Source organism: Flavobacterium sp. N502540, from assembly GCF_025947365.1.
Classification (GTDB): Bacteria; Bacteroidota; Bacteroidia; order Flavobacteriales; family Flavobacteriaceae; genus Flavobacterium.
Genome location: NZ_CP110012.1, coordinates 1,278,153 through 1,293,569 on the forward strand (window position 1 = coordinate 1,278,153; position 15,417 = coordinate 1,293,569).

Sequence of the window (15,417 nt, forward strand, 5' to 3'; positions counted from 1 at the left end):
TATTTTGTGCAATCAAATTCAGAAACCGTTATGTTGAAAAACAACTTTAGATATATTGCATTTTTACTGGTCTTTTTTATGTTAAGCTGTGCCAAGCGCGGCAGCATTACCGGCGGACTAAAAGACACGCTGGCTCCGGTTTTAAAATACAGCTCGCCTAAAAACTTCAGCACTAATTTTAAAGGCAACGAAATTATTCTGGGTTTTGACGAGTATGTAAAACTTAAAAACCTCAACAAGCAGCTTATTGTTTCACCGCCAATGAAACATGAGCCATTGATTTTACCTACCACACCGAGTAAAGTGATCACAATTAAAATAAAAGACACCTTACAGCCGAACACAACCTATAGTTTTAACTTCGGACAAAGTATAGCAGACAACAACGAAGGAAACTCGATAAACCAATTCAAATATATTTTTTCAACAGGTTCTTCTATTGATTCGCTTTCGATAAGCGGACAAATTAAAGATGCTTATGAAAAAAACGTTGATAATTTTGTTTCGGTGATACTTTATGAGATCAACGACACCTACCAGGATTCATTAATTTACAAGCAAAGTCCACGCTACATTACGAATACACTGGACAGTTTACGTACTTTCAAATTAGAAAATTTAAAGGCCGGAAAATACCTGTTGATGGCCCTGAAAGACAAAGGAAGCAACAACAGATACAATCCTAAAGACGACAAAATCGGCTTTATCAAACATTACATTACCGTTCCAAACGACACTGTTTTTGAATTGGAATTATTCAAAGAAGCTCTTCCATTTAAAGCCATAAAACCTATACAAGCCTCAGGAAACAGGCTGTACCTCCCTTACGAAGGCAAACCAAACTTTAAACTTTCGAAACCTAAAGTGGTCGTGAAACACGGGAACGACACCATGGAAACCATTGTTACCGCATTTCCTAAAAAGGATTCCCTGCAAATTTGGTACAAACCGCTAAAAGTTAAATCAGATTCTTTGGCAGTAGAAATTAGTAAAGAAAAATACAGCAAAAGATTTAGCGTAAAAATTAAAGACCAGAAGAAAGACACTTTAAACATAACTGCTGTTCAAAACGGCACCATCAATTTCCGTGATCGATTTACCTTAGAATCAGCTACTCCGCTGGTAAAATTTGACAAATCAAAAATTCGACTGGTTAACAAAGATTCGACTGCCGTAGATTTTACGACAGAATACGATGAATTTGAGCAAAAACTCTATGTTGATTTCAAAAAGGAACCTGTTGAAAAATACAGCATAACATTTTTCCCGGGTGCATTGACTGATTTTTATGAAAAATCCAATGACACTCTGGCTATTAAACTAAGCACAAAAGAACCTGCCGATTATGGAAATCTGGTTTTGAACCTAAAAAATGTAAAACGTTTTCCCATTATTGTTGAAGCCACTAACGCAAAAGGTGATGTTGTATACGCCAGTGATTACTCTGAAGGCAAGACTAAAATTGAATTCAATTTATTGGTCCCTGATAAATTTACCATCAGAATAATCTACGACGACAACAAGAACAAAATTTATGATTCAGGAGACTTCCTGAATAAAAAGTACGCCGAAGAAGTATTTTATTACCAAACCCCAGTAGATGTCCGCACCAATTGGGATGTCGATCAGGCTATTGATTTAAGCGTCCCGTACAATCCTGAAGTAGAGAAAAAACAGGCAGAAAAAAAGAAAAAAGACGAAGAGAAAAAAAGGAAAGCCTTCTAAATTTTAATACCTGAGCGCAACGCTATGGAAAACGATTTAATTGAAAAAGAGAGCTGGTTCAAAAGAAACTGGAAATGGCTTTTATCTTCCATCTTCCTGTGTATACTCTTAATTGGAATTTTAGCTGCATCAACCTCTCAAGATAGCATTACTGATATCGCCAAAGCTTATTCAGACAATGTACTTTTTGAAAAAGCAATTGAAAAAGCTAACAAGAACCCAAACATTCTTGAAAATATTGGCACACTTGAACCTATCGACAAACTGGCCATTTTAGAAGGAAACGTTATCTATTCCAATAATCACAATACCGTTAATTTATCTGTGAGAGTGAACGGAGACAAAAGAAAGGGCAAACTAAACATTTCTGCTTTCAAAAAAGGAACAGAATGGGTGTACCAAAAAATTGCTGTCCGCACCAAAAATCCTAAGAACGAAATTATCGTCCTGGAAGAACCTCAGAAATAAGCTTTCAAATTAGAATCAAAAATCGATTCTAAACACATCTTTATCACTTAAAAAATCTAGTTTTTTACGGGTTTCCAACATTGCATTCTTATCTAGTTCCACCACAAAAATATCCTCGGTTTCCTGTGGTTCGAGAATATAATTTCCTAAAAAATCCACCGCTTGCGAATGGCCAATATGTTCAAAATTATTGGCGTCCAGCCCTACTCTGTTAACTCCAATCACATAACTGAGATTTTCGATCGCACGTGCTTTAAGTAAGGCATCCCAGGCGTTGGTCCTCACTTTGGGCCAGTTGGCCACATACAGCAATACATCATAATTCTCGACATTTCTGGCAAAAACCGGAAATCTCAAATCATAACAAACCTGCAGGCAGATCTTCCAATCCAGATAATTCACAATTACTTTTTCATCTCCTCTGGTATAAAACTGATCTTCACCTGCAAGCGAAAACAAATGGCGTTTGTTATAATATTGAATTTCACCTGACGGAAAAACAAATACCATTCGATTGTAATACTTGTCATTTTCAACAATAACAAGACTTCCCACAATAGCTGCATTTTTTTGTTTCGCCAAAGACTGTATCCAGGAGATCGTTTCTCCTTGCATCGTTTCGGCAACTGCGGCGGCATTCATGGTAAATCCCGTTGAAAACATCTCCGGCAGCACGATCAGATTAACATCAGCATCGATTGTATTGATTTTGGATTCGAATTGCTTTCTATTCTCTGAAGCATTCTCCCAATAAAGATTGGATTGTATAAGTGCGATTTTCATATGGTAAAAATACCTTTTTTTAAAATAAAAAGTCTAAATAAGATTTGAGTTTCACAAACCTTCCTACAAAGAGCCATAAACCCAGTAAATATCAGATATTTCAGAATAAAAAAACATTATCTGAAAAAATTATGCAAAAATATTGCATAATTTGTGCGAAAATATTGCTCTATATGAATATAATTTATATATATTTGATCGCTAATTAAAAAACACAATACCCTAAAAAACACCTAATTATGAAAAAACGCACGATTTTAAAGGGCGCACCGCCAACAACGATTCTTACAAACAGCCATGAATCACTTGCAATAAAAAAGCAAAACACTAAAAAAACACAAACAGATTCCTTATTCTTTAAAGCGTACTGCTAAAGCTACAGAACAAACCACGTCTGTAGTAAAAGCAACAAGATTCTATTTGTACTAATTCGTCTTCAGGAAACGAATTAAGAAATTCTTTCACCTCACCAGTGAAACAAAAAAACAACCAATCAACAAACCTCAACTAACTAAAAACCCAAAGAATGAAACAAACTATTTTATTATTTATGTTCTTTTTTGCGATACAGGTCACCCAGGCGCAAGTAAAAACCATCAAAGGAACGGTGACCGACACTAATGGCATCTCGATACCGGGAGCATCAATAAGCATAAAAGAAGAAAAAAGAGGCACTACAACCGATTTCGACGGTAAGTTCTCTATCGACGTACAAGAAGGAAAAACACTAACGATTTCCTTTTTAGGATTAGAACCACAAAATATCCTTATAGGAAATTCTAACAACCTCTCCATAAAACTTAAAGAAGCCGCTGCAACAGCCCTTTCGGGTGTGGTAGTTACCGCATTAGGTCTAAAAAGAGAAAGAAAAGAACTGGGCTATTCTTTTCAGGATGTAAAAGGAAAAGATCTGGCAGACAATCCCACAATTAGTGTTGCTCAGTCTTTGTACGGAAAAGTAGCAGGTGTTAACATTTCTCAAACCACAGGAGGTATTGGAGGTAGTTCCAGAATCGTAATAAGAGGGAACCGATCTATAAGTGGAGACAATCAACCACTTTATGTTGTAGACGGAGTTACCTTAGGAAACACGGGACTTGGAAGCATAACAGACAATAAATCGGCCAGATACTCTGAAGGAAGAGACAATGGTGACGGATTGTCCAGTATAAATACAGATGACATTGAAAACATTTCTGTTCTAAAAGGGGGAGCAGCCAGTGCTCTTTACGGAGAACGTGGCGCCAATGGTGTCATTGTTATTACTACCAAAAAGGGAAAAAGAAACTCTTTGAAAGTCGATTGGAACAGCACTACTACTTTTGACCAAATCAATTCAAGATACAAAGACTACCAAAAAGAATATGGTACAGGATCAAACGGAACACTGCCGAATACTAATGAAATCGTAAATGGACGAAATGCCACCACCAGTGCCTGGGGGCCACGATTCGGATCTCCCGGTAACACTTCAGTACGGATCTTTGACGGATCCTACAAACCTTACGAATACATGAAAAACAACTTTAAAGATTTTTTCAGAACAGGCGTAACCGTAAACAACAGCATTAGTCTTTCAGGTGGTGGAGACAATACCACCTTCCGATTAAACTATTCCAATATTGATGCCACAGATATCGTTCCTAAAACCGGTCTTAAACGAAATACATTCACATTAGGGGTCAATTCTCAAATCAAAAAACTGACATTAGATGCGAAATTCAATTACATCACAGAAAACACCACCAACAGACCTGCCCTTTCAGACGATGCCGGCAATCTTGGATTAACCGTAACCTCACTCGCACCAAACTTCAATCAAGCCTGGTTAAAAAATTATGAAGATCCAAACGGGAATTACTATCAGTGGAATTCCGACCCAAATAAATTAAATCCTTACTTTGTATTAGACGAAAACAAAAATGTAACCGAAAAACATCGAATATTAGGGAATTTCAGCGCAACCTACGCCTTTACCGATTGGCTAAGCGCTACAGGAAGAGTAGGAATTGATCGTTTTACATTTGAAAGTTCCGATTTTGTCAACGAAGGTACCACCTGGACAGCAAGAAAAAATGGCTCTTTAATCAACAGCAACACAACCTTTCAGGAATACAACGCTGAAGCATTATTAAATGCTCAGAAATCATTCGGTGATTTTAATGTGAACTTAGGAGTTGGTGCCAATCAAAGAAATACCCAAAGAATTGTTTCGGGGGTAGCACTTACGGACATGTTTTTCAATGGAGTAAACAAACAATCTAATTTCTTATCCTCTGTCTTAAGTCCGAAAACAAATGATGAAATATTAGTACGCTCTTTATACACTTACTTAAGAGCCAATTATAAAAATTATTTATTTCTGGATTTTACAGGACGTAACGATTGGAACTCCACTCTCGCCTCAGCAATAAGTTCTACCAACAACAACAACTATTCTTATTTTTATCCGTCTGTATCCTCCAGTTTTATTTTTACTGACGGTCTAAATATTAAGAATGACGTATTAACTTTTGGAAAAATAAGAGCTTCATGGGCAACGACTGCAAAAGCACTGGAAACTCCATACGCAACTTTATTAAATTACAACATACAAGCCAAACCTTTATTAGGAAACCCTATCGGCTCAATCAACAGTAATATTATTCCAAATAACAACTTAAAACCAGAACTTACCACCAGCTACGAAGCCGGAATTGATTTAGGATTTTTTAAAAATCGCTTACAAGTTGATTTGTCTTATTACTACACCAGAACAAAAAACCAATTGATTGTATTAAACACCTCACAAGCTTCCGGTTTTGTTGGTGTTAATGCAAATGCAGGTACAGTTGAGAATAAAGGTTTTGAAGCCCTGATAACTGCCGGAATTTTCAGAAATCCAGATGGCTTTAATTGGGACATAACCTTCAATTTTGCTAAAAATGACAACAAATTAATTGAATTAACAGACAAAACTGACCTACAAGTGATCTCGAATGCAAGATGGGCCGGAGCTCAAATTGTTGCAAAAGTTGGGCAAAGCACTACAGAGATTTATGGTAAAAAATTCCAAAGATCTCCTGATGGGCAAATTTTGATAGGATCAAACGGAAATCCGCTGTTGACATCAACTTTGGAAAGCTTTGGAAAAGCGGCACCGGACTGGATTGGAGGAGTTACCAATGAGTTCTCTTACAAAGGAATTAGCCTAAGAGCCAATCTTGACATGAAATTTGGAGGCAAACTATACTCTATGACCAACGCCAACGCTGCTGCCGCAGGACTATCCAGCAGAACTCTCGACGGAAGAGATGAATTTAATGCATGGTTTGCACAGCAGATCGCTTCCGGAAAAACACCAGATGATATCGCTAAATTACAACCTGGCGCAGGACTCATTATAGAAGGTGTAAACGAAGTTAGAGACACTAACGGTAATGTAACCGGATACAAAAACAACGCCACACCAGTGAATCCGCAAACTTACTGGAGAAGCTTATACGGAGACGATACCACACCGGAACCTTTTATTTATGACGCTTCGTATGTTAAACTAAGAGAAGTCTCTATAGGTTACGATTTTCCAAAAAAATGGTTAAAAGGCACCGGATTTGAAAGATTTAAATTCTCGGTTATTGCTCGAAATTTATGGACTATTTACTCTAAAGTTCCAAACATCGATCCGGAGTCAACTTACACAAGCGGCAACGGACAAGGTTTTGAATACGGTTCCCTGCCTTACAGAAGATCTTATGGCTTTAACCTACAATTATCATTCTAATCCTCTAATTGCATCAAAATGAAAAAACATATATTACAACTGACAAAACATGTGTTGGCTATACTTTTAGTACTAACCACTACTAATTGTGCTGACGACGAACTTTTCAGAGAAACAAACACTAACCCTGAAGGCTTTCAAACCATCGAACCTTATACTCAGATAACGGGAATAGAAGCTGCGTTATCAGGAGGATGGTTTGAGCAATGGAGAGCCAACCTTATTTATGGAGAAGGTTTTGTACAACATCTTGGCGGATCATGGAGTGTCGCCAACTATGGTTCCTTTTACATTGCTAACAGAGAATACCAGGATGCTCTTTGGTTTTCAAATTATGGAGGCGGAATCGTACGAAACTTAACAGACGTTCTGGAAAGAACAAAAGGAAAACCAGAATACACCAACTTAAATGCTGTTGCAAAAACACTGAAAGTGATGGTATATCAGCGCTTAACCGATTTGTACGGAGATGTTCCCTATTCCGAAGCAGGCTTTGGCGATTTGCAGAAAATTTTCTATCCGAAATACGACAGTCAGAAAGACATTTATACCGATTTTTTTAAAGTACTAGACGAAGCATACAGCCAATTACAATCCGGATCTGACGTAATAAAAGGAGATCTCTTTTACGAAGGCAATGTCGCTAAGTGGAAAAAAATGATCAATTCCTTACGATTACGTACGGCTATGAGAATTTCAAAAGTAGACCCGGCATTGGCAAAAGAACAAATCAAAAAAGCAGTTACCAATGGCATCTTTACAAGCAACGATGATAATTGTTTCATGAAACATGACGCCACTACTAATGAAACTACAGGTGCTTTAAACAACGGTAACGGACTTTCTCATGCCTTAAAGGCCACAGGAGACTTAAATGATCACCCTACCCTTACAATATTAGAGGCATTAAAAAATGACCCCAGAAAAGAGATATGGTTCAGACCAAATCCGAATGGAATCTATGAAGGCATCGACCCGAATAATTACAGATGGGGGCATCCAAATGGAGGTGATGCCTTATCAAAGACTCAGCCTTATCTTTCCCAAAACAGCTCCCCTTATTTACATCTTACTTATTCAGAAACACAATTACTTCTGGCTGAAGCTTCTTTCAGAGGGCTATATCCGGGTGACACAAAAGATTATTATAAAAAAGGAATCGAAGCCGGTATCAGACAATGGATTATTTTTAAAGACGCCAGTATTATCGACAATAATGCTATTACTACTTTTCTTGCCACTAAAAATCTTACCCCAGGAAAAGAATTGGAAGAAATTGCCACACAGCAATGGCTCACTTTATTCTTAAACGGAATGGAAGCTTATAGCAACTACAGAAGAACAAATTTCCCTGTTATGATAAAAATTACCCGAGCAGGATCTGACACACAAGGAGTTATGCCTACAAGAATGCCCTATCCGGTGGAAGAATCAACCAATAACCGAGAAAACTTCCTGGCTGCCAGTGCCAAATACAACAACAACAGTTGGCTGGCAAAAGTTTGGTGGGATGTAGATTAAACCTACTTAATTTCATGTTGATCCTAATACCATTCGTAATTTGTATTGAATTGCGGGTGGTATTTTTTTAGGCTTTTCCGATCAAAAACAAACAAAATCACCCGTTCATACCCTTCTAAAAATACGAATTTTAAGATTAAAATGAATTCTTTCCAAAAAAACTCATTCTGCAAAATTTTCTCAGAACACCTTTAGAAACCTCATTTCTTTTGGATTATAAAAACACTTCGGAAAAAAATATTGCAAAAAAAATGCACTTTATGCAAAAAAAATGCAAATGAATAAAAATTATCTATATATTTGATCGCCAATAAAACCAAAATAAAACATGAAAACCAAAGTATTATGAAAGCAAAGCTAATTTCATTAGTATTTATTGGGGGAGTAATCTTCTCAGCAAATGCAAAAGAGACTGCAATTAAAACGCACCTCTTTGAACAAAAAAGCAGTCAGATTGAAATTTCGGGCCAGGTCATTGGTCAGGACGATGGAATGCCAATTGCCGGAGCTACTATTTACGCAAAAGGCAATTCGAAAACAGCTACTATAACCGATGAAACAGGAAAATTTAAACTAAATGTTCCGGAAAATGAAACTCACATCATCATTTCTTACATGGGTTACGGAACTTTAGAGTATAAACTAGATAAGGTCACAGATGTAGTAATAAGTTTAAAACCTGCAGAAAATGTATTGGAACAGGTTTTAGTAACAGCACTGGGAGTTAAAAAAAGCACAAAAGCAATTTCTTATGCCGTAACCGAACTTAAAGGAACTGAATTTACAAAAGCCAAAGAAACGAATATCACCAGTGCTCTGGCAGGAAAAATTGCCGGTGTAAACGTGAGCGCTACTGCAACGGGACCAACGGGATCAACCAGAGTTGTAATTCGTGGAAACGGTTCCTTAAACGGAAACAATCAGCCGATGTACGTTGTAAACGACTTACCAATAGACAATACACAATTAAACTTACCGGGTACCGGAAATGCACCGGGATCACCAAGAATTAACGTAGACCGAGGTGACGGAACGTCTGTTATCAATCCCGATGACATCAAAAGCATCACGGTATTAAAAGGGGGAACCGCCGCCGCACTGTATGGTGCAAATGCTGCAAACGGTGTGATCTTAATTCAGACTAAAAGAGGATCTGCTCAAAAAGGAATTGGTGCAGAATACAACACTTCTTTTACTTTTGAAACTCCGGCTATTAAACCGGACTGGCAATATGAGTATGGTTCAGGTGCTTTAGGCAAAAAACCTACAACTCAGGGTGAGGCCGTAGATTATGGCCGCTGGTCATGGGGAGCAAAAATGGACGGAACAGATGTTATTCAGTTCGACGGTGTAAAAAGACCTTACTCTCCACAAAAAGACAACATTAAAAATTTCTACCAAACCGGAACTACTTTTATCAACTCACTTGCTTTATCAGGAGGAACTGACAAAGCATCCGGACGTCTTTCGTTTATGAATATGGACAATCAGGGCATCGTACCGAATACTTCTTTCAATCGAAAAAGTGTCAACATTGCAAGTAATGTTAGCCTAACAAACTGGTTAAAATTTGACGTTGTAGCCCAATACAATATCGACAAAACAGAGAATAGAACTACAGTATCTGATGCTGAAGCAAATCCGAACTGGGCAACTTATATGATCGCCAATACAGTCGACATTAGAAATCTTTCTCCGGGTTATGATGCAAATGGCAGAGAGGTAGCCTGGAATCCTGTTGCTGTGGCAACAAATCCTTACTTTGCTGTCAATAAAATTAAAAACAGCGATACTAAAAACCGCTTTATCGGAATGCTAAATGTAAAAGTGAACTTTACTCCCGAATTATTCCTTCAGGGAAGAATTGGGCAAGATTATACGAACTACGATTTTTACGCCTACATTCCTAAAACAAGCTTAAACAATCCTGTTGGATACGGACAAGGTTCAAAAGTAAAATTATCCAATTTAAACTCTGAAGCCATTCTGAACTACACTAAGAAAAACATCTACAAAGATTTCTCTTTGAATGCTTTGCTTGGAGTTAACTCCCGTACCAATATAAGAGATGAAGTGAGAATAGACGGATCAAATTTTATACTAGACGACTTCTATTCTTTAACCAACCTGGCTACTATAACCTATGCCTATCCTTACGGAAAAACCAAAACCAATTCTGTATACGCTGCCGCAGATTTAGATTATAAAAATGTGGTTTTTCTAAACTTCACAGGACGTCAGGACTGGTTTTCTACCCTTTCAAAAGACAACAATACGATATTCTATCCGTCAGTTGGAACCAGTGTCATCCTATCCGACATTGTTACGATGCCACAATGGATTTCATTCAGCAAACTTAGAGCTTCCTGGGCACAAGTTGGTGGAGCTACTCCGGATCCGTATGCTTTAAACCAATCCTACTCTATGATTCAGGGTGGACATAACGGTCAGTACTTACAAAGTACAACAGGTTCAAGAGTCCCAAATTCGACACTAAGCCCACTAACTTCAACAACCGTGGAAGTTGGAACAGACATGGGATTCTTTAACAATCGCTTAAATCTTGATTTTGCCTGGTACAACAGAGAAACTACAAATGACATTGTAGAAACTACAATCTCCAACGCATCGGGAGCAAGAACCGCTTTACTGAATCTTGGGAAAATGAAAAATACCGGAGTGGAACTTTTACTAAGCGGAAAAATCATTAACAACGATAAATTTTCATGGGAAGCCAGCATCAACGGATCTTATAACAAAAACACCGTTGAATCACTTACAGGTCAATTAAATTCGCTTACGATGGCAGTTTCCGTAAACGATTATGCTGTTATTAGCAGCGATGTAGGACGTCCTTACAGTACTATAAAAGGATACAAACCTCTTAAAGATGCCAATGGCAACACGGTGTATAATGTAAGCGGCAATACTGCAACTGTAGCAAGAGGTCCTCTTGAAGAACTGGGACAGGGTGTTCACCCCTGGTCGGCAGGTATAAGCAATGAATTCAAATACAAATCAGTATCGTTCAGCTTTTTAATTGACGGTAAATTTGGCGGGGATTTATACTCCGGAACAGAATTATACGGAACCCGTATGGGATTGACCAAAATGACATTGGAAGGCCGTGAGAACGGATTGCCAATCTCAGGTGTTGACCCTAAAGGAAACCCTGTTAATATGGTTATTGCACCGGCTGATCTAAGAAGCTATTATGACGGTTTAAGAAACATAACTTCTTATTTTGTTTACGATGCCAGTTTTGTAAAACTAAGACAAGTAATTATTGGTTATCAACTGCCAATTGAAAAATTTGGATTCTTATCCAAACTTCAGGGAGCCTCTGTTTCTTTTATCGCAAGAAACCTGTTTATTCTTTACAAGAAAACTCCAAATGTAGATCCTGAATCTGTGTTTAGTGCCGGAAATGCTCAGGGCATCGAACAATTTGGAGTACCACGTACAAGAAGTTTCGGACTAAGTTTAAATGTTAAATTTTAAAGAACAAAACCATGAAAAAGAGAACCATTTTATATATGGCAGGTATACTTTTAGGAAGTATGACAGCCTGTACCAAAGATTTTGAAGAAATCAACACCAACCCCAATTCTGTTGAAGTACCAAATGCTACCTTTATTTTTAGTCAGTCACAGCTTGATGGTTTAAACAACAATTACTTTTTTACAAATGTGCTGCAATGCGGCGGTATGATGCAACATTATGCGACCTACAAAGAAGCATCAGGTGTGGGAGACAAGTACTTAAACAACGAGTCTTACTATTCTGCTTACTTCAACAGAGGTTATCCAACTGCTGTCAATGAAATCCAAACGGTAATTAATACTTTAAAGGATAATCCGGTAGAGAGCAACAAACTCAACATCGCAAGAATCTGGAAAGCCTATATCTACCATCGTTTGACCGATTTATATGGAGATATTCCTTATACCGAGGCATCAAAAGCTTATACTAACGAACATTTCCTTCCAAAATACGACAGTCAGGAATTCATCTACAAAGATTTACTAAAAGAACTGGATGAAGCAGCAGCTGCCTTAGATCCGGCCAAAGCAAGTTTTGGTAAAGCTGATTTTATCTACGAAGGCAATATCGCCAAATGGAAGAAATTTTCTTACTCTCTAATGCTTCGTCTTGGTTTACGACTTTCAAAAGTTGATCCTGCGTTATCCAAAACCTGGGTAACGAAAGCCATTACTGGAGGAGTAATCGTAAACGCAACAGACAATGCACTTATTAAATACACGGATGGTCCTAATGATTTCAACAGAAATCCTGCCGGTATTGATTCCAGAAGTCTTGATTTTGGAAAAGACTCCTTTGGGCAAAAAAATGCAGAAGGCGGAAAACTGGCCAAAACCTTTATCGATGTACTGAAAACTACTTCAGATCCAAGACTTAGTGTTTATTCAGGAGTTTGGCAGGGAACGGTACAAAATACAGATCCTGCTGTACAAAAAGGTTTTCCTAACGGAACTAAAACTGCTCCGTCTGCGGCAGAACAAGGCACTTATTCTGAGCCTAACCAAAGTACTGTGTTCCGATACGATGCTCCTATGATGATCCTGAGTAATGCCGAGACGAACCTTTACCTGGCCGAAGCTGCCATAAGAGGATGGTACACCGCTGAAAACGATAAAGATTTATACGAGAAAGCCGTAAAAGCATCTTTCCTGAACATGGGAATTTACGGTGCAGCTTATGCCATTACGGACGCAACTCCTTATCTAACGTTAAATCCTTATAATGTGGCCGGAACTTTTGATCAAAAAATGAATCAGATACACAGCCAGATCTGGATAGCTCTTTTTGTAGACGAACAGGAAATTTATGCCAACTGGAGAAGAACCGGGTATCCTGCATTAGTGCCGATAAACTTTCCGGGTAACGTTACTAACGGAACAATCCCACGACGTATCAAGTACTCGGTAAGCGAATATTCTGTGAATTCGAGTAACTTAGCTGAAGCGATAAAACGTCAGGGACCTGATGCTTTTACTACAAGAATCTGGTGGGATAAATAACAGAAAACCATTGATGCGATTAATTTAAACACATAGAGACATAGATCCTGAAATTCTAAAAAGATGTTTCACTTGTATTCACACGCATCCCGATGCATCGGGACTATGTTTTAAAAGCTGGCTTTTTTTGTTATTCTTTTATTAAGTAAAAAAATCTATGTTGCTATGTGTTTAATCAATTTTATACGAATTACGCTCTTCGGAGTTAATAATACAATAGATAAATGAGCATTTTAATTCTTACGGCATGCATTGCGTTTCTAATCATCCAGATAGCCTGGTTTAAAATCAATCCGTTTATTGCCTTTATCATAACAGCTTTATTAGCAGGTCTTTTTTTAGGCCTGCCGATAAACACTTTATCACAAACCGTACAAAAAGGTTTGGGCGAAATGTTAGGATCTATTACGCTGATTATTGTTTTCGGAACCTGTATTGGTAAACTTACCGTTTCATCAGGCGCCGCCAATGTTATCGCCAAAACTGTTATGGGATGGACGGGTAAAAAATACGTTCGCCTTGGCTTAATGATTACCGGATTTATTGTCGGGATACCTCTATTTTATAGTGTTGGTTTTGTTTTGTTAGTACCCTTAATCTTCTCAGTAGCCCATCAATTTAAGCTGTCAAAAGTATATCTCGGTATTCCAATGCTGGCGTCGCTTTCAGTAGCACACGGTTTCTTACCCCCACATCCGTCTCCAATGGCTTTAAGCAGTATTTTTAATGCCGATCTTGGACTCGTTTTAGTTTATGGAATTATCATTGCCATACCAACCATTTTTATTGCAGGTTTACTGTTTTCGAATTTACTCAAAAACATCAAAACCGAATCGGATCATGAAATCTTAAATGTTGAAGAAGTTGTAAACGAAGGCAAACTTCCGAGTTTTTCACTGAGTTTGTTTTCTGCTTTATTTCCGGTTTTCGGGTTAACAGTGACTTCGATAGTGCCTATGATTTCTAAAAATGAAACTCTGGCTGATATCTGCAAAACAATTGGAGAACCGAGCATGATCATGCTGATCTCGTTACTGATCTGTACCTATACTTTAGGCATCAGAATGAACCGCAGCATCACCTCTGTAATGGAGGACTATGCCGTTGCGATAAAAGATGTTGCCTTAATCGTTTTAATTGTTGGAGGAGCCGGTGGTCTGAAAGAAGTCATGATTGTGAGCGGCGTGAACGAAACCATCGTTACAGCCTTAACGCAAATAAACATTCATCCTTATCTATTGGCATGGATGATGGCAGCGATCATTCGTGTTTGCGTCGGTTCAGCCACAGCAGCCGGATTAATGACCGCCACAGTTCTATTGCCTTTATTACAAACTGCCGGACTTGATCCTAACCTATTAGTACTGTCTGTTGGAGCAGGAAGTTTAATGTGCTCTCACGTAAACGACCCAAGCTTCTGGATGTTCAAAGAATATTTTAACATCAGCCTGAAAGATACTTTCAAATCATGGACCGTTATGGAATCCTTAGTATCTGTTTTAGGAATCATTTTCGTTTTTATTTTAAACACTATAATACATTAATATCATGAATTTATTACCACAAGAAAAATTTGAAACCCTTGGATTGTCTCTTCCTCCGGCGCCTCAGCCTTTAGGAATATACAAACCCTATTTAGTTGATGGTAAATATTTATACCTTTCAGGTCACGGGCCAGTTAGAGACGACAAATCCTTAATCATTGGCCGAATTGGCGATGACATGGACATCGAAGAAGGAAAATTAGCAGCAAGGCAAGTCGGATTAACCATGCTTTCTACAATTGTAACCAATTTTGGAAGTCTGAACAAAGTAAAAAAAGTGATAAAAGTACTCGGAATGGTAAACTGCAATGGCGAGTTCTTAAGACATCCTTACGTCATAAACGGCTGCAGTGAATTATTTGCCGAAGTTTGGGGACAGGAAAACGGAATTGGAGTACGAAGCGCTGTAGGAATGGGCTCCTTACCCGATAATATTCCTGTTGAGGTTGAAGCCGTTTTCGAATTATATTAAAAAAAGTTATGCCACAGATTTCACCGATTAAAGTGTTTTTTTTCGTCACAAATTCACGAATTTCATCTTTACAGTAGTAAATAAAAATTCGTGAATTGC

At 38.0% G+C, this 15,417-nt stretch carries 9 protein-coding genes; 8 read left to right on the forward strand and 1 reads right to left on the reverse strand.

Annotated features, from left to right (window positions below):
- Positions 1-30 precede the first annotated feature (30 nt).
- Together OLM58_RS05820 and OLM58_RS05825 are read left to right on the forward strand one after the other, a co-directional pair.
- On the forward strand, positions 31-1,725 hold the full coding sequence (locus OLM58_RS05820; RefSeq protein ID WP_264531550.1) for an Ig-like domain-containing protein: 1,695 nt from the start codon (positions 31-33) through the stop codon (positions 1,723-1,725).
- A 24-nt stretch (positions 1,726-1,749) separates the two neighbouring features.
- Positions 1,750-2,193: a cytochrome c oxidase assembly factor Coa1 family protein gene (locus OLM58_RS05825; protein WP_264531551.1), complete on the forward strand. Its 444-nt coding sequence runs from the start codon at positions 1,750-1,752 to the stop codon at positions 2,191-2,193.
- A gap of 15 nt (positions 2,194-2,208) precedes the next feature.
- On the opposite strand, the gene OLM58_RS05830 is transcribed toward OLM58_RS05825, so the two are convergent.
- Positions 2,209-2,976, reverse strand: coding sequence for a nitrilase family protein (locus OLM58_RS05830; RefSeq protein ID WP_264531552.1), 768 nt, complete (start codon positions 2,974-2,976; stop codon positions 2,209-2,211).
- 526 nt (positions 2,977-3,502) lie between these two features.
- Here OLM58_RS05830 and OLM58_RS05835 point away from each other — a divergent pair.
- The 6 genes from OLM58_RS05835 to OLM58_RS05860 all read left to right on the forward strand — a co-directional run bounded on the left by OLM58_RS05835 (position 3,503) and on the right by OLM58_RS05860 (position 15,318).
- Entirely contained in the window at positions 3,503-6,739 is a 3,237-nt protein-coding gene (locus OLM58_RS05835; RefSeq protein WP_264531553.1) for a SusC/RagA family TonB-linked outer membrane protein, read from the forward strand.
- A gap of 18 nt (positions 6,740-6,757) precedes the next feature.
- A complete protein-coding gene (locus OLM58_RS05840; RefSeq protein ID WP_264531554.1) occupies positions 6,758-8,260 on the forward strand; it encodes a SusD/RagB family nutrient-binding outer membrane lipoprotein in 1,503 nt (500 codons plus the stop codon).
- Between the two features lie 345 nt (positions 8,261-8,605).
- Positions 8,606-11,761 (forward strand): SusC/RagA family TonB-linked outer membrane protein, encoded by a 3,156-nt coding sequence (locus tag OLM58_RS05845; protein WP_264531555.1) that lies wholly within the window; start codon positions 8,606-8,608, stop codon positions 11,759-11,761.
- 11 nt (positions 11,762-11,772) lie between these two features.
- The gene (locus OLM58_RS05850; protein ID WP_264531556.1) at positions 11,773-13,302 is read left to right on the forward strand and encodes a SusD/RagB family nutrient-binding outer membrane lipoprotein; all 1,530 of its coding nucleotides are present in this window, start codon (positions 11,773-11,775) and stop codon (positions 13,300-13,302) included.
- A gap of 224 nt (positions 13,303-13,526) precedes the next feature.
- On the forward strand, positions 13,527-14,846 hold the full coding sequence (locus OLM58_RS05855; RefSeq protein WP_264531557.1) for a GntP family permease: 1,320 nt from the start codon (positions 13,527-13,529) through the stop codon (positions 14,844-14,846).
- Between the two features lie 4 nt (positions 14,847-14,850).
- Positions 14,851-15,318 (forward strand): RidA family protein, encoded by a 468-nt coding sequence (locus OLM58_RS05860; protein ID WP_264531558.1) that lies wholly within the window; start codon positions 14,851-14,853, stop codon positions 15,316-15,318.
- The last annotated feature ends 99 nt before the right edge of the window (positions 15,319-15,417 follow it).